The sequence below is a fragment of the Psychromonas sp. Urea-02u-13 genome (assembly GCF_002835995.1).
In the GTDB taxonomy this organism is placed as follows: Bacteria; Pseudomonadota; Gammaproteobacteria; order Enterobacterales; family Psychromonadaceae; genus Psychromonas.
In genome coordinates, this window is record NZ_PJBZ01000082.1 from 1 (window position 1) to 25,311 (window position 25,311).

Consider the following 25,311-nt stretch of genomic DNA (forward strand, 5'->3'; position numbering starts at 1 on the left):
TCAAGCAAACCGAAGTGACAGTTATAGAGAGGCAATTATTTCAGGTCTATCTCTAATATCGGCTTGAAAAGCTGAGTAGGACAAGAAGTGTGATCTAAAACGGTTCGTAATCTTGCCCTTGCAATAAACGTGATCTAGAACGGTTCGTAATATTGCCATTGGGCCACGCTTTTCGGAAAGGCGAAAGTTATACCAAGCCATTGATAAAAAAGAATTGTAGATGAATATCTACTAGACTTAATAAGTAAAGGGAAAAAATAATGGATATTAAATTTATACAGTTTCAAAGTCATGGTGATGAACGTGGTTCATTAGTTTCACTAGAAGATAATAAAAATATCCCGTTTACTATCAAACGCGTTTATTACCTTTTTAATACTCAAGAAAAAGTCCGCCGTGGTTTTCATGCGCACAAAGAACTAAAACAATTAGCTGTTGTGTTAAAAGGCTCATGCCGATTTATGCTGGATGATGGTAAAGAAAAAATAGAACTATTACTGGATAACCCTGAGCAAGGTTTATATATAGAGTCATTTGTATGGCGAGAAATGTACGATTTTTCAGATGATTGTGTTTTGATGGTGCTAGCTGATTCCTATTATGATGAATCAGATTATATTCGTGATTATCAAGAATTTAAAGAATTGGTTAGTGCATGAAAGCAAAAAAAGAAGGAAGGACGATACGATTAAGACTTGTCCAAAGAGAAGATGCTGAATTCATTTATTCTCTAAGAATTAATGATGAATATAATAAATACTTATCATCGATGCTTGGGACTTCAAAAGATCAAGCTATGTGGATAGATAGCTATAAAATGAGAGAAACAGAAGGTCTTGAATATTATTTCATTATTGAGCGACTAGATAATAATATACGTATTGGTACTGTTAGACTGTATGATTTCATTGGGAATAAAGAATCATTCTGTTGGGGTAGCTGGATACTGAACCGAGATAAAACAAGAAGTTCTGCCATCGAAAGTGCGATATTAGTATATGAGTTTGCATTTAAAGAACTCAACTTTCATGGTTGTCATTTTGATGTCAGAAAAAAAAATACTAATGTGATTAAATTCCATAGAAAGTTTGGTGCAGAATTAATTAGCGAAACTGATTTGGATTTATATTTTCAACTTTCTCCTGTATCTTATGATGATTTTTTTGCAAAAAATAAAAAATTTATAGAGAACTAAAATGATCCCGTTTCTAGATTTAAAAAAAATTAATGCACAGTATCAAACTGAATTAAAAGAAGCTTGCGCACGCGTAATTGATTCTGGCTGGTATGTGTTAGGTAATGAAGTTGCTGAATTTGAAAAAGAGTTCGCTACTTATTGTGAGACAAAACATTGCTTGGGTGTCGCTAACGGCTTGGATGCATTAGTGCTGATACTGCGTGCTTATATTGAATTAGGCGTGATGAAAAAAGGGGATGAAGTAATTGTTCCTTCGAATACCTATATCGCTTCTATTTTAGCTATTTCAGAAAATGGTTTAACACCGGTTTTAGTTGAGCCAGATATCAACACCTTCAACTTAGATCCAAAACTAATCGAACAGGCTATTTCCGCTAAAACCAAAGCGATTTTAACGGTACACCTGTATGGTCAGGTTACAGATATGGATGGGATAAATTCAATTGCCCAAAAGCGTAATTTGAAAGTTATTGAAGATTGTGCTCAAGCTCATGGTGCTTTGTATACTAATACCGAAGGTCAAAGCCGGAGAGTTGGTTGTTTGGGGGATGCTGCAGGCTTTAGTTTTTACCCGGGTAAAAACTTAGGCGCATTAGGTGATGGTGGTGCTATCACAACCAATGATACTGAATTAGCTAATACGGTTGCAGCATTGCGCAACTATGGATCCCATGAAAAATATAAAAACCAATATAAAGGTATGAATAGCCGTTTAGATGAAATTCAAGCTGCCATGTTGCGTGTTAAATTGCATTATTTAGATAACGAAATTACAGCGAGGCAAGCTGTTGCAAAGGCTTATTTACAGGGTATTAATAACCCATTAATTGAGTTACCCGTTGTTGAAGACGTAAATGCCCATGTTTGGCATCTATTTGTCATTAAAACCAGCCAACGTGAAAAGTTAGCAAGCTATCTAATGGCTAATTGTGTGCAGTCATTAGTCCATTATCCAATTCCACCTCATCAACAAAGTGCTTATAAAGAATGGGAAAACGAGTCGTTTCCTATTTCAGAACATATACATGAGCAAGTATTGAGTATTCCTATTAGTTCGATTATAAGTAAAGATGAAGTTGAATCAATTATCCAATTAATTAACAATTACTGAAAAGCAAGAGAGAACTATGCAACTTTTTTTACTTGGTGCAGGCCGTCCTGCAATTGGAAAAAAACCATCGGCATTAAAGTCTATTGCACAAAATACAAAAGCAATGGATTGGCAGCTTCATGGATTTGAATCAGTCGTTAATGATAAAAATATTCATTTTCTTGGTGGGTACCATGTTGATGAAATAAAAGTTAATTATCCGCATTTAAATATTTCCATCATACCGGGCTGGGAAAATAAAACCGTTCTTCAAACTTTACTCAGCGCTCCATTTTCTAATCATCCCGTTTTAGTTACATATTCGGATACCATTTTTAGAAATGAAGTTATTAACAAAATTGCGAAGATAGATGCTGATGTCGTATTCGGGGTGGATTATAACTGGAGGCACCGTTTTAATTCTCGTTCAGAAAGCGATATAGAATCCGCAGAAGTTTTAACTATTGAAGGTGAGGAAGTTGAGTTCACTGGATTAGTAAAATTTAGTTCTGTAGCCGCGCTTTTAATTTCCAAATTAAATGAAAAAGATATCGGAAATAACTTAATAGATCTTATTTGTTATTTACAGAATAAAGGGTTAACAGTCGAACACCATAATGTTGGCAACGATTGGGCTGAGTTCAATTCCCAAGATGATATCGCACGCTTTATTTTAGGCACTAAAGCTGAAACGTTAGCGCGACTTGAGCCAGTTGTTAGTAAAAGTCACATAGGTAGGCAGGTTAGTTTTACTACTTCGGAATGGAATGATAATGCTCAGGGTATTGTTGAATCAATCGCTATAGAATTTGCAAATCAAAAACTGGTGGTTCGCAGCAGTTCAAAAGGTGAAGATAACTGGTTCTCTTCAAATGCGGGGGGATTTGAAAGCTTATTAAACATTAATGCAAATAACCCTGGTGATATGCAGAATGCAATTGTAACTGTAATTGAATCTTACGGCGCTAAAGAAAACGGAGAAGATCAGGTTCTTATTCAGGAATTTCTGAGTAGTGTTAAGCTTTCGGGGGTTATTTTTACTTGTGGTTTAGAATCTGGATCACCATATTATCGATTTAACTTTGATGATAAAACCTCGTCAACGGAATCAGTTACTGCCGGAACTCATTCCGATTTACGAACGGTTATTGTAAATAGATTTAAGCCCGATAACCTTTGTCGTGTTGCCCCTGAATTAATACCTGTAATGGAAGCAGTGCAAGAGCTCGAACTATTATTAGGTTATGACAAATTAGACATTGAATTTGCTATTGATGAACAAAATGTTGTTCATATATTTCAAGTCCGCCCTGTTACCGTTAGTCATATTGGTTTAGAGGTTGATATTGAAGAGTTGGAATCAAGCTTAAAGGATTCATTAATTCGATTTAAAACTCAACAATTACCATCATCATTAATATACGGTGATAAGTGTATATTTGCGAATATGCCCGATTGGAATCCAGCTGAAATTATTGGCACACGACCTAAGCCTCTTGCATTTAGTCTTTACCGACAATTAATTACAAACGATATATGGGCACAGCAGCGTGCAGAATTTGGCTATCGCGATGTTCGACCTTACCCGTTAATCGTTTCTTTTTCAGGGCAACCTTATGTTGATGCGAGAGCGAGTCTAAATTCATTTATTCCCAAATCACTGCGCGAAGATTGTGCTGAAAGAATAGTAAAAGCCTATATTAATATACTTGCTGATAACCCCCAATTTCATGATAAAATTGAGTTTGATATTGCATTTACTATTTGGGTGCCTGATTTCAAAAATGAAGCCTCTAAGCGTCTCATTCCTTATGGTGTAGAACAAGAAGACATACAAGAATTAGAGGGGGCTTTAAAATCGATAACGTGTAATGCGCTTGTTCGACTCTCCACTGATATCGCTTCGATTAATAAATTATCTGGTTTCAATCAAGGTAGCGAAAAAAATGAAATAGTAACGTTAGATAAACTGTATAACCTACTTTATGATTGTAAGCGTTACGGCACTCTCGCTTTTTCGCATGCGGCAAGAGCTGGATTTGTAGCAGCAACATTTTTAAAATCGTTAGTTTCAACTAACGTGTTATCAGATAGCCGTAGATTAGAGTTTTTAAAGAGCTTCGATACAGTTGCAGGTGTATTTGAAAAGGATAAGCAGAAGTATGCTTGCGGTGATTTATCATTTGAAAGTCTTGTAAAAAAATATGGGCATTTACGGCCGGGCACATATGAAATCACAACCAACGCATATTGGGAGAATCCGGAACGTTATATCCTCTCTAATATTGATAGCGATATCTCGATTAGTGAACATGAATTCATATTTTCTAATCAAGAAATAAATGGCATTAAAGCCATTTTATCAGAGCTTGGTTCAGATATAACGTATATTCAATTCATCAATTATCTTAAAGAAGCAACTCAAGCGCGTGAGTTTGTTAAATTTGAATTCACTCGTAATTTAAGTCAATCATTAGATCTGTGTGTTTTATTGGGAGGTGAATTAGGCATAAGCCGAGACGATTTATCTTATTTAGAGTTCAATGATTTAGAGCAGTTAAAATTGAATGTTTTCTCAATTGATATGATTAAAGCTTTAATCAAATCAAGAAAGCAAAAGTATAATATTACATGTTCTATTGAGTTACCGCCGTTAATTAAAAATGAACATGATTTTTATTGTTTTGAACGTTTTGCTTCTCAGCCTAATTTTGTAACTATAGAAAGGGTTGAAGGGAAGATTAAACGATTAGACAATGAAAGCTTAAACGATCTGAGTGGTGTTATTGTGATGATTCCACAGGCTGATCCTGGTTATGATTGGTTATTTGGCAATGATATTGCCGGCCTTATAACTCAATATGGTGGTGCCAATTCGCACATGGCCATTAGGGCTGCTGAGATTGGCTTACCTGCTGCAATCGGTGTAGGTGAGAAGCTGTATGAAAAAATAGCCACGATGAGTAGAGTTGAACTCGATTGTGCCAATCAAACACTCAGAGAAGTGCAATGAAGCTAATAGGCATTACACAGCGAGTTGATAACATAGTACATTATTCAGAACGCCGAGATTGTTTGGATCAAAAATGGTCCGCTTTTTTTTATGAATTAGATTATATCGTTGTGCCACTACCGAATCTGCCAAAGGATAAGGCCTTAATGCTTTTAGGCAAGTTGCATTTGGATGCAATTTTATTGAGTGGTGGAAATTCTCTTTGTGAATTAAACCCCTTAGCCACAGATATTGCACCAGAAAGAGACGAATTTGAAAATGCAGTGGTAACTTATGCGCTAGGTAAAAAATTACCTATTATAGGTGTTTGTCGAGGCATGCAATTTATTAATATCTTTATGGGAGGGGCCTTATCCCCTATTGCGGAGCATATTGCCACTAGGCATCCTATCAAGTCTGCCAATAACCGAAAGAAATTTGAACGAATAGTTAATAGTTACCATGCTTGGGGAATAAAAGCGGGTGAATTAGCTTCAACTTTGCAACCATTAGCATTTGATGTTGATGGTTGCATTGAATCATTTGAGTCTACAACATCAAAAGTGCTTGGTTTGATGTGGCATCCAGAGCGAGAGAAAGAATTTAATGAGTATGATATTCAATTAATAGGACAATTTTTAAAATGACAAAAGTACTAATTTTAGCTGCGGGGCAGGGAACTCGCCTTCGCCCAATAACAAATGATAAGCCTAAATGTTTAGTTCCGTTGCTTGGGAAATCTTTATTGCAAAGACAAACAGATGTATTAAAAAGTACTGGTTTAACAAATATTCATATAGCAACTGGATACAGAGCAGACCAAATTGAAAAGCTTGGTTATGCAACCTCTTTTAATCCTTTATACGATAAAACTAATATGGTTGAATCTTTATTTTCTGCCCTAGAATTTATTGAAGGTGAAGAAGATTTGATCATTGCATATGGCGATATTGTTTATCAAAAAAACAATCTTGACAAAGTCTTAGCATCAAATGATGAAATCGCATTAATGATAGATAGAGAGTGGAAAGCTTTTTGGTCTTTGCGTCTTGAAAACCCATTAGATGATGCCGAAACACTAAAATTAAATGATCAAGGTTTTGTTACTGAGCTTGGGAAAAAAACAGAATCGTATGATGATGTTCAAGGTCAGTACACTGGCTTGATTAAAATTCGAGGAGATAAAGTCAATGACTTTATTAATTTCTATAATTCAATTGATAGAACGCTAAATTTTGATGGGCAAGATTTTAATAATATGTATATGACTAGTTTTTTGCAAATGATGATAGATTCTGGATGGAAGGCTAAAGGCGTACTAGTTAATAATGGTTGGTTGGAAATTGATACTGTTGAAGATTTGAATGTCTATGAAACAATGCACAAAAATGGAAAATTATCACCATTCTATATGGTTGATTAGTATGGTTAAAAACTTATTAAAAAGTATTCCAATGATGAGAGTGCTTGTCAATAAATTACGACGTTTTATAAAGTTTATTAATATTAATTTTTATATTGCTGTTGCTGGTTTTTTTCATTTTTTTGAACTTAAGAGGGTTCGAAAGAAACTATTTAATGGAAAGAAAATTGATGTTATTTTTCTAGTTATGGAAAAAAGTGTTTGGAAAACTGATCTTATCTTTCAAGGAATGGAAAAAGACAGTAGGTACAACCCTTGCATAGTTGTAATTCCAAGGATAAATGCTACAAATATTTTAGAAAATGCTGAAAATACGTATAAGTATTTTAAAGAAAAAGGGTACAAAACACGAATTTCTTACTCCAATGGTAATTGGCAAAAATTAGAGTCAATAAGTAATATAGATATAGTTTTTTTTAGTAATCCTCACCAAATATCTTTACCTCAGTATTTGATTTCTTCGTTATACAAGAAGCTGAGTTGTTATGTTCCGTATTTTGAACAAATTGACACAAACTATGAAGGGCACTTTAACGGGGTAACTGAAAATTTATGTTGGAAAGTGTTTCAAATTAATGATATCCATAAAAATATTGCTTTGAAATACGCTTTTAATCGAGGGCGAAATATAGATGTTGTGGGTTATCCCGCAACTGAACCTCTTTATAATTCGACTAAAATAAAATTTACCCCTTGGAAAGAAAATTCATTAAAAAAAATTATTATTGCACCGCACCACAGTATTGCAAATAGCAGTCCATTGGCTAACGCTACTTTTTTAGAAACAGCAGAAACGTTACAAACTCTACCAGCATTATTTAAGCATTCGGTTTGTTTTGCATTTAAGCCACATCCGATGTTAAAAGAAAAACTGTACAAACATCCTGATTGGGGAGTGAATAAAACCGATCTGTATTGGCATTTTTGGTCTACTCAAGAAAATACACAATTTGAGGATGCCGATTATATAGATCTTTTTAAAACTTCAGATGCAATGATTCATGATTGTTCTTCTTTTATTATTGAATATTTGTATGTAAAGAAACCCTGTTTATATTTAAATTCTAATATTAGAAATGGATTAAATGAATATGGGAAAATAGGCTATGACGCCATAACCAAAGCTAAAAATAATGAAGACATCATTGAGTTTGTTAAATCGGTAGTGGATGAAACTGCAACTCCTCCACAATATTCAAGCGAAGTTAACTTAATCCCCAGAGAATCACCGACCAAAAAAATAATGACAATATTAAACGCGGAGATAGAGTGTGGAAAATAAATCATTACTGAAGAAAATTCGAAATGAAATGAATGAAAATTCTACAAATGAACTCCCTTGTGAAAATAATAAGTCATTTGACTTAGCTAATTTCATTTATTCTTTTAATTGTAATGATGACTTTGAATGTCCTGAAGTTTTTTCTAAATATGACAGACTATGCAAAAAAATAGATGTAGTTGGCATAGTGTATACATATTACAGCCTTGACCTATCTAAAAAGATGAGTGAAAGACAATTAACACAGACACAATTAGAAAGGCTCTCACTGAATTTAATGTTTTTGGCAATACATCGATATGATTTGAAGTTTGCAAATACATTATTAAAGCTAATGGATAGCACTGTCTTAAATATCAGTGAATCACTAATGTTATTAATTTTGGAATGCAAAGAAAGAGTGTTTACATATTATGAATGAAATTAACTTGACGGTTATAGTTATTGAGGGTGATAACGCGGGTAAATATTATCTTCGTTACCTACATGAATCACGTTTTAGAGTTCGAAAAATAATAATTCTACAAAAACATAAAACACTAAGAGCTATTTTAGGTAAAGTAAAAAGATTTGAGTTTTTAAAACCAAAACAAGAAGAACAACCATTAGAAAAGATAATTAATAATAATTTTAAAATAAAAGTGTTGGATGCGTTTAACTATAGAGACTACGCATCTTCAATTGAGACTATAAAGGTTGGTGCTAAAGTTATTAATGATGATGCTCTTTACCGGAATATAGTTTCTGATAATGCATCGCTATATCTTTTTTCTGGAGGTGGGATTGTCAATGCGAGATTACTGTCAATCCCAAATAAAAAAATAATTCATATACATCCCGGCATTGTTCCAGATATCAGGGGAGCAGATTGTCTATTTTGGTCTGTATTATTAAAAGGAAAACCTGGTTACTCTTTATTTTATATGTCACAGGCTATCGATGAAGGCAGTATTCTACATCAAGAAGAATTTGAGTTGCCTGGAAAGCTGGACATAGATAAACAATCTTATGAAATTGATGTTAAACAAGATTCTATTGCTATATTGAAAACATTAGATTTACATTATCGCTCTACTACATTAGTTAATTTTTTAAAAAAACATTATCTAGGGAAGCCTGATATAAATATATTGAATTCGATCCCACAAAAGCCGACAGATGGCCGAATGTATTTTTTTATGCACAATACGATAAAAAAAATCGCAATAAAGCGTTTGCTGTTTTCCAATGACACTTAAGAATAAAGCAATAAATGGTGCTGTGTGGGTATTATTCGATAAGATAATAAATCAAGCGGGTAGCTTTGTATTATTAATTTATCTGTCAAGAATACTATCACCTTCCGATTTCGGTTTGATTGCCATGCTTGCTATTTTTTTAGCAGTTGCACAATCATTAATAGATTCCGGTTTTTCCCAGGCTCTAATTCAAAAAAGCAACAAAGTAACTGAAAATGACTTGTCGACGGTCTTTTATGTAAACCTCGTTGTATCAACTTTATTGTATTGTTTACTTTATGTAGCAGCACCTAGCATTGCTACATTTTATCAACAACCTGAATTAATTAATTTATCGCGCGTTTTATTTGTAGTTGTCATCATTAATGCGATCGCTTTAGTGCCAAGAACAAAGCTATCAATCGCAATTGATTTTAAAACCCAAGGTTTAATTAACAGCGTCTCAATGATAGTAAGTACCATTGTTGCTGTTTATATGGTGCAAGATGGATTCGGCTATTGGTCGTTAGTTGGTATGAATTTGTCTAAGGCATTAATAAGTTCGATTTTACTAATTATTTTATCGAAATGGCATCCAAAATGGCTATTTTCAATAGCGTCATTTAAAGTGCTATTTTCATTTGGCTCTAAATTGTTGGTTGCCGGGGTTATCGCGACAACCGTGCAAAATCTATATTCAATTATAATTGGTCGATATTTTAATGCGACACAAATGGGGTATTTCCAGCAGGGGTTTAATTACACTAATATTTTATCTTCCACATTGTCTTCTGTTGTCCAAGGGGTGACTTATCCCATCATGACTTCTATACAAGAAAATGAAAAACGTTTAGTTGAAGTGTATGTAAAAGTGATGGGGATAGTAACATTGCTTACATTCCCGGTCTTTGTAGGTTTTGCCGCCGTAGCTGAAGAGTTTGTATTAATATTTTTAGGTGAGAAATGGAGTCCTATAATACCTATTCTTATCATATTGTCCTTTGCACGTTTAATTACACCGATAAGTTCACTTAATATGAATATCCTAAATGCACGAGGACGATCTGATCTATTCTTAAAAACTGATTTATGCAAGATTCCGGTGATAATTATAGCGCTATTCATTGCCATCCCCTATGGCATTGTTGCAGTCGCCATCGCTCAACTATTCTCTGTTTTTATTTCTTTTTTCATAAATGCTTATTACCCAGGAAAGTTATTTGGTTTTGGCGGAAAAGAGCAGTTAAAGCAGATTTTCCCCATTGCCATAGCATCATTGATTATGTATTTAAGCATCGCTTTTATACAGTTTGGTAGTCTTGAAATTCAAATGTTTACCAAAATTTTCGTTGGTGCAAGTGTATATATTTTAACATGCTGGTTCTTTAAAATTACTGCATTTACGGATGCTTCAAGTATAATTCGAAGCAGATTAAAAAAACAAGATAATTGAAAGTTTGTTGCGAGCAATACCGATGTGAATTACACAATTACTGTTGTGATGTTCCAAAAACAACATTTATTTCTATTTCTTATTCTGTAATTTCACGACAGGGTGGAGTCTCTCACAACTTTTATTAACTTGGTTTTAAAATTATCAAATTGAGTATGTTTAGAGTTATTAACGAAATTTGTGAATTTATTTTCATTAATTTTAGTCTGGGAAATTATTTATGAGTTTTAATCAAGATCTAATCGAAATAATTCAGAGCTGTAATGATCTGGAAAGTAAATTAAATCTGTCAGAATTTTTTGGTGGTATTAATGGCGCCTGTGATATGGGGCTGTTTGAGGCCGCTGATTTAGAACGCAGTTTAGTAGATGATTTTATGGTGGGTTTACCTGCTTGGCGTTCAGTGCAAGAAAGCGATAAGAAAAAAAAATCACTGCATATGATTTCAACACCATACTTAACTGGTGGGCATACAAGGCTATGTGAGCGTCTAGCTAGCATGGAGGTTGTTAAACCAGATGTATTAATAACTAGAGCTTCACAAGCAAATGTTGATGCCATTGATAGATTGCAGGCTTATTTTGAACATAGCTACAGCATTGAGACTAAAGTAATGCTGGAAAGGATTAAACAGTATATAGAAATATTTAAATACTATAAAAATATAGTATTACATATTCATCAAAATGACATATGCATAGTTATTGCTATTGGGGTTTTAAGAAAACTAGCCAATATACGTGTCTTATTTGTTAATCACGCAGATCATTGTTTTAGTTTTGGTGACTCTGTGATTGATGTTAAACTACAAATTTCAGCTCGGGGCTATTTAGTTGATGAAGAAAGAAAAAATAAAAAGTATGTAAATAGTTTTATAGGAATACCGGTAGATATAAAAGTAGAAAAACTTGCTTTTAATGAGTTTCCCGTCAATTTTGTAATGGCTGGGGCTGCTTGGAAGATGAAACCTAACAAATTTGGTTCTGCTCCGGCAATAGTAGAGCATATTTTAGCTTCAAACGAACAACTCCAATTTGTTGTGATTGGACCTAGATTGCTATCTGACTTTTGGTGGTGGAAAGTATATTTAAAGTTTGGCAAGCGACTTAAAATTTATAAAGTCCTTCCGTACCAACAATATTCAGATGTAGTAAAAGAAGCTGATGCTTGTGTGGATACTTCTCCAGTGATAGGCGGTACAGCATTTGTTGAAATGTGTTTACAGGGGCTAAAACCTTTTGGCGTTGATTCCTGTTTGGGGGGGTATACACCTTTAGACCTAGTGAAATCTCAATATGTTGATGGAATTTTAAAACAAAACATACCAGACAACATCTTAGAATTGATAGTTTCGGTTCATGGTTTTGAAAATGTGAAACAAAGATATTTAGATGTTTATTCGGGGTGTTATCACGATATACCTAAAGTGTTATTAGAGAATAATAATGACATTATGTTTTTTAGGAGGAGGCAAAAAATCAATTATTCTTTGTCACTACTTGAATTGTTGACTTTGCTAAAAGGAAACGTGAGAACTAGGTTACTGATTTTTTCTTTGAAAAACTTTTCATTTATTTCATTGGTTAAATTACCTATTTTGGTCTTTTTTAAGAAATTCAAAATATGAGACTAAGTGTTTGATTGATTTTTTAGTCTGCAATGGCTGGATAAACATACAAAATCTAATTCAATTTAAGGTCAAGTTTACGAAGTTATATTTTCTTTTTAAGGTGCTATGTGTTCGTTAATGTGAAACCATCCACAATGGTTATAAGTTTACAATAATTTACGACCCAATATGGGTATTAATTTCAGAAATTGAAATCAATACAGGCAAAATCATCTACTTCTGAACTTCATTAAGAATAGGTAATACCGATATAACAATCAATGAATATGCATATCGATTTCCCAACGATATTCAAAAGGAAGGCTCGTAACAGTTAGGGATATAAAATTTAACTTATTAAATAGTGAATAACTCTTCGATGACGGGGTTAGAAGAAAACATAACAACAGAGTTGATGAACATTGATAGCAATTTATATCAAGGCTTCTTTCTCGTAAGTAAATTAGGACTTCAACTTTTTTGTTTTTTTGTAAACTAAGACGCTAGGAATATAGCCCTTAGCTATCGTTTGATAGTTAAATATTACTCTGTAATCAGCAAGGATAAAATTTATTTTTATGTATCAATTATCAATTTTGGTTGTACTTTATAATACTAGTATTGGTGAGTCCAGTACATTAAATTCACTTCTCAACTTGATGGTATCAGATTTTAAAATAAAGTTAGTTATTTGGAATAATGGGCCTAAAAGTATCGTTAAGTTGCTAGATTCATGTGAAACTTTCACTGGATTTGATATGTCTATTACTGAGACTCTTCATAATGAATCACTATCAAAAATCTATAATTCATTTGTTGACAGTGGAGATGCTCATAATTATTTAATATTGGATCATGATAGTGTTCTAAGTCAAAGCTATATTGATGCTGCTCTTCATTCAAGCACAAACCAAGTTTCTGTGCCTGTCATCATCTGCTCTGATATTATCAGAGCACCTTTCGTTAATAAATTAGCTTATAACCAAGAGATGACTATTACTAATTCAGATTGTATTATTAGTATAGGTAGTGGTTTAGTTATTAATAAAAGTGTAATTAATGAAATGAGATTGCAATACGGCAAGGTGTTTGATGAGCGTTTTTATTTGTACGGAGTTGATACCACTTTTTTTAAAAGGTTGAACAACTTTACTGATAAGGAATTATTTAATATAAATATTTTACCCCCAATCGTACATTCATTATCTCGTTATGAAACTGAGGAATCTGGTATTTCTAATTTTAGGATTGTTGAGCGTTCTTATGACTTTGGCTTAAGTCTACGTTATTACACGGCAGTTTATATGGTAGTCCCAGTTATCTTAAAGAGTTTATTTACGTCGCTCAATGATAAAATTAATCATAAGAAGTCAGTTTATGATTTTAAGATTGTAATTAAAGCATACTTCACGGGTAAGCATTATCGGACAAAAGTATGATTTTTTTTAATTCTTGTGCTATTAAGTTACTTATCCTATGAATTTAATCAATAAGGAAAATAAACTACCACTTCTCCCTAGAATTATAATAGTCGCTTATATTATTTTTTCTTTTTTTTATCCTATGCTTAGTTCTCTATCAAGGGTAGGTTTTGTGTTGGTTTTTCTTATGACGACAATATATCTAGTTGTTAAGAATACCAGCTGGGAGTCCAAATACTCATATCTTATACTATTTTCTCTTTCAAACTTATTGCTCTATTTTTTTGGCTTATATAACAGTGCTTTATTAAACAATGATTTGACATTCATGTTTTTAGACTCTGCAGGTTTTCCATTTTATTTAGTTTTATTGCCGGTTGCATTATTTACCATTAAAGACACACATTGTCTAAATTACTTCAAAGATACTTTAGTTAATATTTGTATTGCTTTTTCAGTAATATCTATTTTGATTGTTGTTTTTTTCTATTATATCTTTGGTCAGTTGGACCTAGCTACTATCACTGCAGGTAATACATTTTTATCTGGTTTTTTAAATCTAAAACTTGGTGCTACTGCTGGTATACTGAGGGTTAATACTAATTCAATCCAAGTGCTTTTTCTTGGTTTGTATATTGTACTAGCCAAAAATAATCGCTCGTTTAAAGATAGTATGATTGTATTACTCTTTTTTATTGCCTTTTTAGCCGATGGCCATCGGGCTGGTCTTGTTGTGTTTCTGATGATGTATTTTTCTTATCTCATACTTTATAAAAGATTTACCAATATTTTCATTGTTACAATTTTTTCACTACCAATTATTATCTATAATAGTGCGTCAATATATAAACGAGTTGATTTTGGTTCTGAGTCGTCATCGGCTCGTGTTGAACAAATTGGACCGCTTATAGATAAAATTTCAGAGAGTCCAATTATTGGTTCTGGTTTTGGTTCTAGCGCTTCATTATTACGAAGTGAGACAAGGCCATTTATGTATGAGATGGATACATTAGCTATATCTATGAAATTAGGTCTACCATTTGCAATTATATATACACTTCTGTGGTTTATAGTTTTGGTTGGCAATACTCGCTTCAAATATAACTCACGTACATTCCTATTTTCCTTCGTAACTCTTGTCGGCTGTTTGTTTTATATGTCAACAAATGGGGGGTTTTATATGTCACCATTAACGACAATACTTCAATTCTTAATGTTTTTATCATTTGTTAATGTACCTCAGAATGCACCAAAAAAGTTAAATCTTTGTAGTTTTCCAATACATTCAGTTTAACATTCAAGTATTGATAAATAATCCCCCGTTTTATATAATGCACAATCATAAATATATGAGTAAACCATGAATAAATGCCTTATCGTTTGTGCTTCTTTTTACCCTGCATTTAAGTCAGGTGGGCCAGTTAGAAGTATTACAAACTTAATAGAACTGTTGGACACTAAATATCATTTTGATGTATTCACCGCGGACCGCGACTTAGGTGAGCGTAAGCCATTTATTTCAATAAAGGCGAACTCATGGAATAACAAGTACCGTATTTCGAATGTTTTCTATTCGTCACCTTATTATTCATTGCTTTTTGGATACAAAAAAATACTTTCCAAGAATAACTATGATTTAATTTATTTTAATAGTTTTTTTGATTTCAAATTTACTATTAGATTTATGTTAATGTTTTTCGTAGGCCTTTTAAAAGTAAAATCCGTTGTGTTAGCTCCTAGAGGGGAATTAACTTTTGGTGCAATGAAAATAAAACCCCGAAAAAAATATTTATATTTAAAGTTTTTCAAGATGTTAGGTTTACAAAATAAAATTACTTTTCATTTCACGTCAAAAAGTGAAGCGGAAGAAGCTCTTAGTTTTTTGGGAAACGTTGATTATAAATTAACTCCTAATATGCATGATAAAATTCCAATATATAAAGAAAAAAACAAATTAGAAAATAAGTTGAAAATAGTATTTCTATCTAGAATATCTCCTAAAAAGAATTTAAAAACAATAATCGAATCATTGATGCCAATTGAAACTGGAGATATATGCTTCACAATCGCTGGTGTTATTGATGATGAAGACTATTGGAACGAGTGCAACTTTTTAATAGCTAGGTTACCTAAGAATATAAATGTAAATTTTTTGGGCGCAATTGGGCGTGAACAAGTTCAAAAGGTTTTTGAGGAGAGTCATCTATTTTATTTACCTACTCTTAATGAAAATTACGGGCATGCAATCGTTGAAGCAATGGTAAACTCTAACTTAGTTATGCTTTCCGATCAAACACCTTGGTCAGATGTAGTCAAACATGGTGGATATATAGGCGGCGTTAATGATAGTTCCTACTACACCACCTCCATTAAAAAGCTAATTAATATGAATCAAAAAGAGTTTAATAGCCTTACTGTACAAACCTATGACTTTTGCTTTTCTATACTTAATGAAAATCAGAGTAAAGTTCAAAAAATGTTTAATGAGAGTTAATATTATGTTTAAAAATAAAGTTTTATTAATAACTGGAGGGACTGGATCTTTTGGTAATGCTGTTCTTCGTAGGTTCTTAAATTCAGATATTAAAGAAATTCGAATCTTCTCACGTGATGAGAAAAAACAAGATGATATGCGTAAAGCTTTTAATTCAGTTAAATTAAAATTTTACATTGGTGATGTTCGTGACCCACAAAGTATTTCAACTGCGATGCGAGGTGTTGATTATGTATTTCATGCGGCGGCATTAAAACAGGTACCATCTTGTGAATTTTATCCATTAGAAGCAGTGAAAACCAATGTATTAGGCACTGAGAATGTTTTAGAGTCAGCGATATTTCACGGTGTAAGCCGTGTTGTTTGTTTAAGTACCGATAAAGCAGTTTATCCAATAAATGCAATGGGTATATCTAAAGCGATGATGGAAAAAGTCATTGTTGCTAAGAGTCGTAATCTAGAAGGGACTAATACGGTGATCTGCGGTACGCGATACGGTAATGTAATGGCTTCTCGAGGCTCTGTTATTCCATTGTTTATTCGTCAAATTATTGAAAATACTCCACTGACCTTAACAGACCCGTTAATGACGCGTTTTATGATGACATTAGGTGATGCTGTGGACTTGGTGATACATGCTTTTGAGTATGGTAGTAATGGTGATATCTTTGTACAAAAAGCCCCAGCGGCAACGATTGAGGTGTTGACTCAAGCAATCCTGGAAATGATTAATAAGCCTGAGCATAAAGTAAATATAATTGGTACGCGCCATGGCGAAAAACTATTTGAAGCGTTATGTAGCCGTGAAGAGATGTTTGTTGCACAGGATCAAGGAGAATATTATCGTATTCCTGCTGATAACCGTGATTTAAATTACTCTAAATATTTTGAGGAAGGCGAGCAAGATCTTTCTCTAGTAGAAGACTACAACTCGCATAATACTGAACGATTAGATGTTGAAGGGATGAAAGAACTTTTACGTAAGCTTGATTTTATGCGTGAAATAGAGTCTGGTAATGTATCTGTGCCAGAAGGTGTATAAATGAAAGTTTTAATTATTGGTGCTACAGGCATGCTTGGTTATAGCTTGTTTAAAAACCTAAATGATGCCGAACAGTTCGATGTTTACGGGACAGTTCGCAGTACAAAAGGCAAAGAAGTTTTTTTCAGCAATTGCGAAGATCGCATATTTAAAGGCGTTGATGTTAGTGACTTAGCAACTGTAGATGCCGTAATTAAAGAGCTAAAACCAGATGTTATTTTGAACTGTATCGGCTTGATTAAGCAGCATAGTATTTCAAAATCACATGTTGATGCGGTTGCCATTAATAGTTTGCTACCACATCAATTAGCTAGCTTATGCGATAGTTATTTTTGCAAGCTAATCCATTTTTCTACCGACTGTATATTTGATGGTAAAAAAGGCTTCTATAAAGAGAACGATACTGCAGATGCACAAGACCTATATGGTCGTTCGAAGTGTCTAGGCGAAATTGACTATGCTCCACACCTTACACTGCGTACTTCAATCATAGGACATGAGTTAAACTCAACCGCAAGTTTAGTTGATTGGTTTTTATCACAAGAAAATACAACAAAAGGTTTTTCTAAAGCGATTTTTTCTGGCTTGCCGACTTGTGTGATTGCTCGATTACTTATTGATAAAATATTACCTAATCAAGAATTGAATGGGTTGTATCAATTAAGTGTTGAACCGATTGATAAATTCACATTATTGAATCTTATTGCTGAAACCTATAGTAAAAAAATAGAAATAATTGAGTCAACTGATTTGCAGATAGATCGCTCATTAAATTCAAAGCGTTTGCGTGATGTATTGAATTTAGAAATCCCTTCTTGGGAGGTGCTTATTTCTGAAATGCATGATGATTTTAAAAATAGATATGAGGAATACAGATGCAAAAATTAAAAGTCGCAACCATAGTTGGTACTCGCCCTGAAATTATTCGTTTATCAAGAACCATTGCTAAATTGGATCAATATTGTGAACACACGCTAATCCATACTGGGCAAAATTATGATTATGAATTAAATCAAATTTTCTTTGATGATTTAGGCATTCGTGCTCCTAATGTGTTCTTAGAGTGTGCTGGTGAAACCGCTGCTGAAACAATGGCACAAGTGATTGCCAAATCCGATAAGGTCTTTGCAGATTTAAAGCCTGATGCTTTACTCATTTTAGGTGATACTAATAGTGCACTTTCAGCTATTTCTGCAAAGCGCCGTAAAATTCCAATATTTCACATGGAAGCGGGTAATCGTTGTTTTGATTTACGCGTGCCAGAAGAGATAAATCGTAAAATAGTTGACCACATTTCTGACGTTAATATGCCATACAGTGATATTGCTCGTGAATATCTACTACGCGAAGGTTTAAAGCCTGAATTTATTATTAAAACGGGTAGCCCGATGGGTGAAGTGCTGTCTTTTTATAAAGAGAGTATTAATGCCTCAGGCGTACTTTCGCGTTTAAAGCTTGAGCCCGGAAAATACTTTGTTGTTAGTGTTCATCGCGAAGAGAATGTTGATTCAGATACCAATATTCATAAGTATGTTGAAGTATTAAATACACTTGCAGATAAGTTTGGCTTACCTATTATTGTTTCAACGCACCCTAGAACCCGTAAGAAAATTGATGCGTTAAATTTAGAGTTTTCACCGTTGGTACAATTACTGAAGCCTTTGGGTTTTTCAGATTATGTGAAACTACAATGTGATTCTAAATTAGTATTAAGTGACAGTGGCACTATCACTGAAGAGTCTTCGATTATGAATTTCTCTGCACTCAACATACGAGAAGCGCAAGAGAGACCTGAAGGCTTTGAAGAGGGTGCTGTTATGTTTACTGGCATGGAAATTGATCGGATATTGCAAGCGATTAACATATTAGAAGATCAAAGTGATGGTGAAATACGAACAATGAATTTAGTCCAGGATTATATAGCATCTAATGTATCTGATAAAGTGGTTCGTATCATTACTAGTTATACTGATTACGTTAATAAATTTGTTTGGAAAAAATAAACCTACAATATTCATTAAGAGTGAAACTTTAGAAAAATTTGTAGGCATTAAATTGGAAGTTGTATTAAATGCGTTTAGCTTTATTGATTGATGATTACCTCCCAAATAGTACGCGTGTTGGGGCTAAAATGTTTCATGAGTTAGCTTGTGAGCTTGTGAAATGTGGTCATGAAGTGGTTGTGGTTACTCCTGGGATTAACCAAAATGAACTTCTAAAAATAAGTATGCTCGACGGCGTTACTGTTTGGAAATTTAACAGTGGGCCAATAAAAGATATTGGTAAGATAAAGCGGGCTATAAACGAAACATTGCTTTCGACCCGTGCATGGAATGCTATTAAGGCAAAGGTATGCCTTGGTTACTTTGATGGTGTTGTCTATTATTCACCTTCTATTTTCTTTTCCCATCTCGTGACAAAACTTAAAAAGGCTTGTGGTTGTCAATCTTATTTAGTTCTTCGTGACTTGTTTCCTCAATGGGCGGTTGATGAAGGACTAATGAAGCAAGGCTCTTTAATTGAAAAATACTTCCGATTTTTTGAGAAATTAAACTATAAGGCTGCTAACCATATTGGTTTAATGTCTCAAAATAATCTTACTTTATTCAACAGTAGAACTGACAATGTTTACCAAACTACAATTCTAAGGAACTGGGCTGCATTTTCCCCATTTAATGTTAAGGACGCGAATTTTAACTATAGAGATAAACTGAATCTTACTAATAAAGTGATTTATTTTTATGGTGGCAATATCGGTCATGCTCAAGATATGGAAAATTTAATGCGTTTAGCGCGTGACATGCAACCATATCCACAAGCGCATTTCTTGTTCGTTGGCCAAGGAGATGAAGTTGAACTAATTAATAAACTTGCTACAGACTGGGAATTAGATAACTTTACTTATTTGGCTTCAGTAACACAGGAAGTGTTTAAGCATTTATTATCGGAAGTTGATGTAGGTTTATTTTCCTTAGCTCGTAGCCTCTCTGCCCATAATTTCCCCGGTAAGTTACTTGGTTACATGGTTGAGTCTTTACCTATACTAGGCAGTGTCAATCCCGGTAATGACCTGCTTGATCTTGTTAGGGAAAATGATGCAGGTGATATATTTATTAACGGTGAAGATGATAAGTTGTTAAACGCGTCTATTTCCTATTTAAATAGTGAATATCGGAATAATAAAGGTAATAATGCAACTGTATTATTACATAACGAATTTACAGTTGAGTCTGCAGTCAAAGATATTGTTAACACAATCGGTTTGTAGCTTTTTACAGCTATTGTTTTAGTTAAATTTTTATTAATATTAGGGCCTATTATGATTTTAATCACCGGCGGAGCCGGTTTTATTGGTAGTGCAGTTATACGCCATATAATCGAAAATACTAACGATACAATCGTAAATGTTGATTGCCTAACTTATGCAGGTAATCTTGAGTCACTTACCACTATTTCTGATAATGAACGTTATAACTTTGTGCAAGCAGATATCTGTGATGCTAAAGTAATGGAAAAAGTTTTTGAGCAGTATCAGCCTACAGCGATAATGCACCTTGCAGCAGAATCGCATGTTGACCGTTCTATTGATGGACCTGCAGCTTTTATACAAACCAATATTGTTGGCACATTTACACTGTTAGAAGCTGCGCGTAGTTATTGGGGCGCTTTACCTGAAGATAAAAAACATGCTTTTCGTTTTCACCACATTAGTACCGATGAAGTGTACGGTGATTTAGAAGGAACTGAAGACTTGTTTACTGAGGAGACGTCTTACGAGCCAAGCTCTCCATATTCTGCGTCTAAAGCATCAAGTGACCATCTAGTTCGCGCCTGGAATCGTACTTACGGTTTCCCCGTGATTGTGACGAACTGCTCGAATAACTATGGCCCTTATCACTTCCCTGAAAAATTGATTCCACATGTTATTTTAAATGCGTTAGATGCAAAACCTTTACCTATTTATGGTGATGGTAGCCAAATTCGTGATTGGTTATATGTAGAAGACCATGCTCGTGCGCTTTATAAAGTGGCAACTGAAGGTGCTGTTGGTGAAACTTACAATATTGGTGGTCATAATGAAAAAAAAAATATTGAGGTAGTCGAAACACTGTGTGCCATTCTTGATGAATTAAAACCTATTTCAGATAACCTTGCTTTTGCTTCATCATCGTTAGTTAATTACAATGAACTTATTACGTTTGTTAAAGACCGCCCTGGTCATGATATACGTTATGCCATTGATGCATCGAAAATTGATAAAGAGCTAGGTTGGGTACCAGAAGAGAGTTTTGAAACGGGTATTCGTAAGACGGTTGAATGGTATTTAAATAATGAAAATTGGTGGAAGCGTGTATTAAGCGGTGAATACCAATTAGAACGTATTGGAGATAAATAATCATGGCTAGCTCTATTTCTTCAAGGTACAAAGGTATTATTTTAGCCGGTGGTTCTGGCAGTCGTTTACATCCCATTACCTTAGGCACTTCTAAACAGCTATTGCCTATTTACGACAAACCAATGATTTTTTATCCGTTGTCAGTTTTGATGCTAGCAGGTATTAAAGATATTTTAATCATATCAACACCTGAAGACTTACCAAACTTTGAGCGCATGCTCGGTGATGGTAGACAGTTTGGTATTCAGATTAGCTATAAAGAACAACCAACCCCAGATGGCCTAGCACAGGCATTCATTCTCGGTGAAGAGTTCATCGGTGATGATAATGTTGCTTTGGTACTAGGGGATAACATCTTCTATGGTCAGCATTTTTCAGAGAAATTGCTTGCTGCGGCTAAAGTTGAAAAAGGCGCTTCCGTATTTGGCTACCATGTAAAGGACCCTGAGCGATTTGGTGTAGTGGAATTTGATCAAAGCGGTAAAGCATTAAGCATTGAAGAAAAGCCAGAGCAACCAAGATCAAACTATGCGGTGACTGGTTTGTATTTTTACGATAATGACGTTGTTGAGATTGCAAAATCAATTAAACCATCACACCGTGGTGAATTAGAGATTACGGACGTAAATATTGCTTATTTAGAACGTGGTGATTTAAATGTTGAAGTATTAGGCCGTGGCTTTGCTTGGCTTGATACAGGCACACATGATTCGTTATTAGAGGCGAGCCATTTTGTACAAACTGTTGAGCATCGACAAGGCTTTAAAGTCGCTTGTTTAGAAGAAATCGCCTTTGTGCAGGGATGGCTGAGTAAAGATGAGTTACTTGTTCAAGCGGAAAAACTGAAGAAGACAGGTTACGGCCAGTACCTATTTGACATTGCTAATGGAATGGTTTAATGAAATTTATTGATACTGAAATTGCAGATGTGAAAATTATTGAGATAAATGTATTTGGTGACGAACGTGGTTTCTTTATGGAGACCTTTCGTACTGATGAGTTTATGGAGAAAACTGGTGCGAAACCTTTTGTACAAGACAACCACAGTAAATCGACTAAAGGTATTTTGCGTGGTTTACATTTCCAGCAGCAGCAAACACAGGGCAAGCTAGTACGTGTTATATCGGGCGCTGTTTATGATGTTGCTGTGGATATGCGAGAATCATCACCTACGTTCGGAAAAGCGGTAGGTGTTGTACTTTCTGCGGAAAATAAACGGCAGCTTTGGGTGCCAGAAGGTTTTGCTCACGGTTTTTACGTGATTACCGATTCTGCTGAATTTATTTATAAGTGCACTGATTATTATCACCCTGAATCTGAAGTATCTGTACGTTGGGATGATGCTGAACTAGCTATTGATTGGCCGTTAGTTGATGGTGAATTACCTCAACTATCAGTAAAAGATGTAGATGGTTTTTCTTTTCAAAATGCTCCGAAATTTGATTAATTAAGGATCTGCTTCAAAATTACTTGCGCTTTTGTTTGAAAATAGTCTGTTATCTTAGACTTTTTGAAACAATTAGAGCAAGTTATTGTGTAACGACTCCTGGTTATGAGTTTCTACTTACTCTCTTTTTAATCACATCTAAATATAACAAATATAAAGGAATAAAGATGAAAGTCGTTATCACAGGGAAAGGTGGACAACTTGCTTGGGAATTAGAGCAACTTGCACCACAACATTATGAAGTTATCTGCGTTGGCATTAATGAGCTTGATATTACCAATGAGTCATTAGTTTCTGAATTTATTGCTAACACTAAGCCTGACTTAGTGATTAATGCCGCCGCCTATACTGCTGTAGATAAAGCCGAAGAAGATACAGAAGTCGCTTATGCCGTTAATGAATTAGGTACTAAGTACCTCGCTAATGCTTGCAAAGGAATCGATGCGCGTATTTTACATGTATCCACTGATTTTGTCTTCGACGGGACAAGTACTATCCCTTATAAAACTGACTCAAAACCAAATCCAATAAACGTTTATGGAGCATCAAAGCTTGCTGGTGATATTGCTCTACAGGAAATACTACCTGAAGCGAGTGTCATTGTGCGCACAGCTTGGGTATATTCTGCTAATGGCAATAACTTCGTTAAAAGCATGTTGCGTTTAATGCAAGAAAAACCGCAGCTTGGCATTATTTATGACCAAGTTGGTACGCCTACTTGGGCTAAAGGTCTTGCAGAGTGGCTATGGGCTGTAGCAAAGAAACCTGAAGTGACTGGCTTTTATCACTGGACCGATGCGGGTATTGCATCTTGGTATGACTTTGCCATTGCGATTCAAGAATTAGGTATTGAAAAAGGATTGTTAAAAGAGGCTATTCCTATTTTACCTATCCCAACTTCTGCTTATCCAACACCCGCCAAACGACCTGCGTTTTCGGTGATTGATAAAGCAAGCGCTGAAGAAGTGTCTGGTATTAATTCTACGCACTGGCGTAAACAGTTATCTTCTATGATGGATACTTTATAAGGTTGTTGGGATATATAATCCAACAAATATGTTAGCTGTATTTAACTAAGTAATGGAAAGTATTGTTTATAGTAAAACTCTTGACTCTTTTCTGCTTTCTTTATATTACAGTTAACTTTTATCTCCACATATTTTATAAATACCTCTTTAAATGATCAACTTTATTGACTATGATCTCTCCCGTCTTATTATCTGAGGCAGATTCAACCTTGAAGTGCATAACGACTACGCAGCTATAGCTACTAGGTGTTCAGCCATTAAATTGGCTGGCGTTTTGTAATTCAGTTTCTTTCTTGGTCTTTCATTCAGCCTCACTATTACATCTTCAACTTCTGATTGCGATACTTTCTTAAAGTCCGTTGATTTTGGCCAGTATTGTCGTAACAGACCATTAGTGTTTTCGTTCAAGCCTCGTTGCCATGAACAATATGGGTCTGCGAAGTAAACGCCACAACTTAAATGTTCAGTCATCACTTCATGGTATGCAAATTCTTTACCGTTGTCGGCTGTGATAGTAAGTACTGCATCTTTAAACGGCTGTAATAACGCAATAGTCGCAGCTGTGACTGATCTAGCTGATTTATCATCAACACGCATCGATACCGTGAAGCTAGTTTTACGTTCGACAATCGTGACCAAAGCACCGCTGTGGCCTTTGCCAATGACTAGGTCTATCTCCCAATCCCCGATTCTATTTTTATCGTCAACAACAGCCGGTCGTTCATCAATACTTACTCTATTTCTGATAAAACCTCTGCCTGCTTGTTTATCCTTGCTACGGGACTGGTAAGCTTTACCTTTTCTACGCAAGTTTTGGAATAACTGGCCTCCGCGTTTCTTATTAGACCAAATATAGAGGTAGATGGCTTCGTGACTAATCAAGATATTGTGATCTTCTCTTAGCCACCCAGACACTTGCTCTGGACTCCATTCTATTTGAATCTTTGAGTCTATTAAGGCAACTAAGCTACTTGTCATCTTTATTGCTTTACGGGAAAGTAATCTACGGTTATCAGCAAACGATTGGGCTTGCTTAATACGGTAGCCTCGCTTGCCTGTGTTACGGTTAAGCTCTCTGCTTATTGTCGATTGGCTGATCTTTAACTGCTGTGCAATTTTATTTTGACTCATGCCTATTTTATTTAAAGCATAAATCTGGCATCTTAGTTCATAGGTCAGTTGTTTATATGTTTTCATTGGTAAGCGTATAGCGAACAGC

General features: G+C 34.6%; 23 protein-coding genes. 22 read left to right on the plus strand and 1 reads right to left on the minus strand.

Annotated features, from left to right (window positions below):
* The first annotated feature begins 260 nt into the window (after nt 1-260).
* From CXF74_RS16000 to rfbD, 22 genes are all read left to right on the plus strand, one after another.
* Nucleotides 261-659, plus strand: coding sequence for a sugar 3,4-ketoisomerase (locus CXF74_RS16000; RefSeq protein WP_101083536.1), 399 nt, complete (start codon nt 261-263; stop codon nt 657-659).
* A complete protein-coding gene (locus tag CXF74_RS16005; protein ID WP_101083537.1) occupies nt 656-1,195 on the plus strand; it encodes a GNAT family N-acetyltransferase in 540 nt (179 codons plus the stop codon). The genes CXF74_RS16000 and CXF74_RS16005 overlap by 4 nt, the downstream gene beginning before the upstream one ends.
* 1 nt (nt 1,196) lies before the next feature.
* Nucleotides 1,197-2,309 (plus strand): DegT/DnrJ/EryC1/StrS family aminotransferase, encoded by a 1,113-nt coding sequence (locus CXF74_RS16010; protein WP_101083538.1) that lies wholly within the window; start codon nt 1,197-1,199, stop codon nt 2,307-2,309.
* A 16-nt stretch (nt 2,310-2,325) separates the two neighbouring features.
* The gene (locus CXF74_RS16015; protein WP_101083539.1) at nt 2,326-5,301 is read left to right on the plus strand and encodes a PEP-utilizing enzyme; all 2,976 of its coding nucleotides are present in this window, start codon (nt 2,326-2,328) and stop codon (nt 5,299-5,301) included.
* Entirely contained in the window at nt 5,298-5,927 is a 630-nt protein-coding gene (locus CXF74_RS16020; RefSeq protein ID WP_101083540.1) for a gamma-glutamyl-gamma-aminobutyrate hydrolase family protein, read from the plus strand. Before CXF74_RS16015 ends, CXF74_RS16020 begins: the two co-directional genes overlap by 4 nt.
* Entirely contained in the window at nt 5,924-6,703 is a 780-nt protein-coding gene (locus tag CXF74_RS16025) for a phosphocholine cytidylyltransferase family protein (protein WP_101083541.1), read from the plus strand. Before CXF74_RS16020 ends, CXF74_RS16025 begins: the two co-directional genes overlap by 4 nt.
* A 1-nt stretch (nt 6,704) precedes the next feature.
* On the plus strand, nt 6,705-7,985 hold the full coding sequence (locus tag CXF74_RS16030) for a CDP-glycerol glycerophosphotransferase family protein (protein WP_157822431.1): 1,281 nt from the start codon (nt 6,705-6,707) through the stop codon (nt 7,983-7,985).
* Complete coding sequence (locus CXF74_RS16035; RefSeq protein ID WP_101083543.1) at nt 7,975-8,406, plus strand: hypothetical protein; 432 nt, start codon at nt 7,975-7,977, stop codon at nt 8,404-8,406. Before CXF74_RS16030 ends, CXF74_RS16035 begins: the two co-directional genes overlap by 11 nt.
* Entirely contained in the window at nt 8,399-9,223 is an 825-nt protein-coding gene (locus CXF74_RS16040) for a formyltransferase family protein (protein WP_101083544.1), read from the plus strand. The genes CXF74_RS16035 and CXF74_RS16040 overlap by 8 nt, the downstream gene beginning before the upstream one ends.
* Nucleotides 9,213-10,655, plus strand: coding sequence for a lipopolysaccharide biosynthesis protein (locus CXF74_RS16045; protein ID WP_101083545.1), 1,443 nt, complete (start codon nt 9,213-9,215; stop codon nt 10,653-10,655). Before CXF74_RS16040 ends, CXF74_RS16045 begins: the two co-directional genes overlap by 11 nt.
* A 220-nt stretch (nt 10,656-10,875) precedes the next feature.
* A complete protein-coding gene (locus CXF74_RS16050; protein ID WP_101083546.1) occupies nt 10,876-12,282 on the plus strand; it encodes a hypothetical protein in 1,407 nt (468 codons plus the stop codon).
* Between the two features lie 560 nt (nt 12,283-12,842).
* Entirely contained in the window at nt 12,843-13,703 is an 861-nt protein-coding gene (locus CXF74_RS16055; protein WP_101083547.1) for a hypothetical protein, read from the plus strand.
* Nucleotides 13,704-13,740: 37 nt separating this feature from the next.
* The gene (locus CXF74_RS16060) at nt 13,741-14,979 is read left to right on the plus strand and encodes a hypothetical protein (protein WP_157822432.1); all 1,239 of its coding nucleotides are present in this window, start codon (nt 13,741-13,743) and stop codon (nt 14,977-14,979) included.
* Between the two features lie 66 nt (nt 14,980-15,045).
* A complete protein-coding gene (locus CXF74_RS16065) occupies nt 15,046-16,179 on the plus strand; it encodes a glycosyltransferase family 4 protein (RefSeq protein ID WP_101083549.1) in 1,134 nt (377 codons plus the stop codon).
* Between the two features lie 4 nt (nt 16,180-16,183).
* On the plus strand, nt 16,184-17,221 hold the full coding sequence (locus CXF74_RS16070; protein WP_101083550.1) for a polysaccharide biosynthesis protein: 1,038 nt from the start codon (nt 16,184-16,186) through the stop codon (nt 17,219-17,221).
* Entirely contained in the window at nt 17,222-18,109 is an 888-nt protein-coding gene (locus CXF74_RS16075) for a dTDP-4-dehydrorhamnose reductase family protein (protein ID WP_101083551.1), read from the plus strand.
* Nucleotides 18,097-19,224 (plus strand): non-hydrolyzing UDP-N-acetylglucosamine 2-epimerase, encoded by a 1,128-nt coding sequence (gene wecB, locus CXF74_RS16080; protein WP_101083552.1) that lies wholly within the window; start codon nt 18,097-18,099, stop codon nt 19,222-19,224. The genes CXF74_RS16075 and wecB overlap by 13 nt, the downstream gene beginning before the upstream one ends.
* Nucleotides 19,225-19,292: 68 nt before the next feature.
* Complete coding sequence (locus CXF74_RS16085; protein WP_101083553.1) at nt 19,293-20,489, plus strand: glycosyltransferase family 4 protein; 1,197 nt, start codon at nt 19,293-19,295, stop codon at nt 20,487-20,489.
* A gap of 48 nt (nt 20,490-20,537) precedes the next feature.
* Entirely contained in the window at nt 20,538-21,617 is a 1,080-nt protein-coding gene (gene rfbB / locus CXF74_RS16090) for a dTDP-glucose 4,6-dehydratase (RefSeq protein ID WP_101083554.1), read from the plus strand.
* Nucleotides 21,618-21,619: 2 nt separating this feature from the next.
* Nucleotides 21,620-22,516, plus strand: coding sequence for a glucose-1-phosphate thymidylyltransferase RfbA (gene rfbA / locus CXF74_RS16095; RefSeq protein WP_101083555.1), 897 nt, complete (start codon nt 21,620-21,622; stop codon nt 22,514-22,516).
* Nucleotides 22,516-23,064, plus strand: coding sequence for a dTDP-4-dehydrorhamnose 3,5-epimerase (gene rfbC / locus CXF74_RS16100; protein ID WP_101083556.1), 549 nt, complete (start codon nt 22,516-22,518; stop codon nt 23,062-23,064). Before rfbA ends, rfbC begins: the two co-directional genes overlap by 1 nt.
* Before the next feature lie 167 nt (nt 23,065-23,231).
* The gene (gene rfbD / locus CXF74_RS16105; RefSeq protein ID WP_101083557.1) at nt 23,232-24,092 is read left to right on the plus strand and encodes a dTDP-4-dehydrorhamnose reductase; all 861 of its coding nucleotides are present in this window, start codon (nt 23,232-23,234) and stop codon (nt 24,090-24,092) included.
* Nucleotides 24,093-24,317: 225 nt separating this feature from the next.
* Here the strand turns inward: rfbD and CXF74_RS16110 are convergent, their stop codons facing one another.
* The gene (locus tag CXF74_RS16110) at nt 24,318-25,289 is read right to left on the minus strand and encodes an IS30 family transposase (protein ID WP_101083558.1); all 972 of its coding nucleotides are present in this window, start codon (nt 25,287-25,289) and stop codon (nt 24,318-24,320) included.
* Nucleotides 25,290-25,311 lie beyond the last annotated feature (22 nt).

Excerpts from the sequence above, each read along its gene's own strand:
- CXF74_RS16000 (WP_101083536.1), top strand. The coding sequence starts at position 261 with ATGGATATTAAATTTATACAGTTTCAAAGTCATGGTGATGAACGTGGT.
- CXF74_RS16005 (WP_101083537.1), top strand. The coding sequence starts at position 656 with ATGAAAGCAAAAAAAGAAGGAAGGACGATACGATTAAGACTTGTCCAA.
- CXF74_RS16010 (WP_101083538.1), top strand. The coding sequence starts at position 1,197 with ATGATCCCGTTTCTAGATTTAAAAAAAATTAATGCACAGTATCAAACT.
- CXF74_RS16015 (WP_101083539.1), top strand. The coding sequence starts at position 2,326 with ATGCAACTTTTTTTACTTGGTGCAGGCCGTCCTGCAATTGGAAAAAAA.
- CXF74_RS16020 (WP_101083540.1), top strand. The coding sequence starts at position 5,298 with ATGAAGCTAATAGGCATTACACAGCGAGTTGATAACATAGTACATTAT.
- CXF74_RS16025 (WP_101083541.1), top strand. The coding sequence starts at position 5,924 with ATGACAAAAGTACTAATTTTAGCTGCGGGGCAGGGAACTCGCCTTCGC.
- CXF74_RS16030 (WP_157822431.1), top strand. The coding sequence starts at position 6,705 with ATGGTTAAAAACTTATTAAAAAGTATTCCAATGATGAGAGTGCTTGTC.
- CXF74_RS16040 (WP_101083544.1), top strand. The coding sequence starts at position 8,399 with ATGAATGAAATTAACTTGACGGTTATAGTTATTGAGGGTGATAACGCG.
- CXF74_RS16045 (WP_101083545.1), top strand. The coding sequence starts at position 9,213 with ATGACACTTAAGAATAAAGCAATAAATGGTGCTGTGTGGGTATTATTC.
- CXF74_RS16050 (WP_101083546.1), top strand. The coding sequence starts at position 10,876 with ATGAGTTTTAATCAAGATCTAATCGAAATAATTCAGAGCTGTAATGAT.
- CXF74_RS16055 (WP_101083547.1), top strand. The coding sequence starts at position 12,843 with ATGTATCAATTATCAATTTTGGTTGTACTTTATAATACTAGTATTGGT.
- CXF74_RS16060 (WP_157822432.1), top strand. The coding sequence starts at position 13,741 with ATGAATTTAATCAATAAGGAAAATAAACTACCACTTCTCCCTAGAATT.
- CXF74_RS16065 (WP_101083549.1), top strand. The coding sequence starts at position 15,046 with ATGAATAAATGCCTTATCGTTTGTGCTTCTTTTTACCCTGCATTTAAG.
- CXF74_RS16070 (WP_101083550.1), top strand. The coding sequence starts at position 16,184 with ATGTTTAAAAATAAAGTTTTATTAATAACTGGAGGGACTGGATCTTTT.
- CXF74_RS16075 (WP_101083551.1), top strand. The coding sequence starts at position 17,222 with ATGAAAGTTTTAATTATTGGTGCTACAGGCATGCTTGGTTATAGCTTG.
- wecB (WP_101083552.1), top strand. The coding sequence starts at position 18,097 with ATGCAAAAATTAAAAGTCGCAACCATAGTTGGTACTCGCCCTGAAATT.
- CXF74_RS16085 (WP_101083553.1), top strand. The coding sequence starts at position 19,293 with ATGCGTTTAGCTTTATTGATTGATGATTACCTCCCAAATAGTACGCGT.
- rfbA (WP_101083555.1), top strand. The coding sequence starts at position 21,620 with ATGGCTAGCTCTATTTCTTCAAGGTACAAAGGTATTATTTTAGCCGGT.
- rfbC (WP_101083556.1), top strand. The coding sequence starts at position 22,516 with ATGAAATTTATTGATACTGAAATTGCAGATGTGAAAATTATTGAGATA.
- rfbD (WP_101083557.1), top strand. The coding sequence starts at position 23,232 with ATGAAAGTCGTTATCACAGGGAAAGGTGGACAACTTGCTTGGGAATTA.
- CXF74_RS16110 (WP_101083558.1), bottom strand. The coding sequence starts at position 25,289 with ATGAAAACATATAAACAACTGACCTATGAACTAAGATGCCAGATTTAT.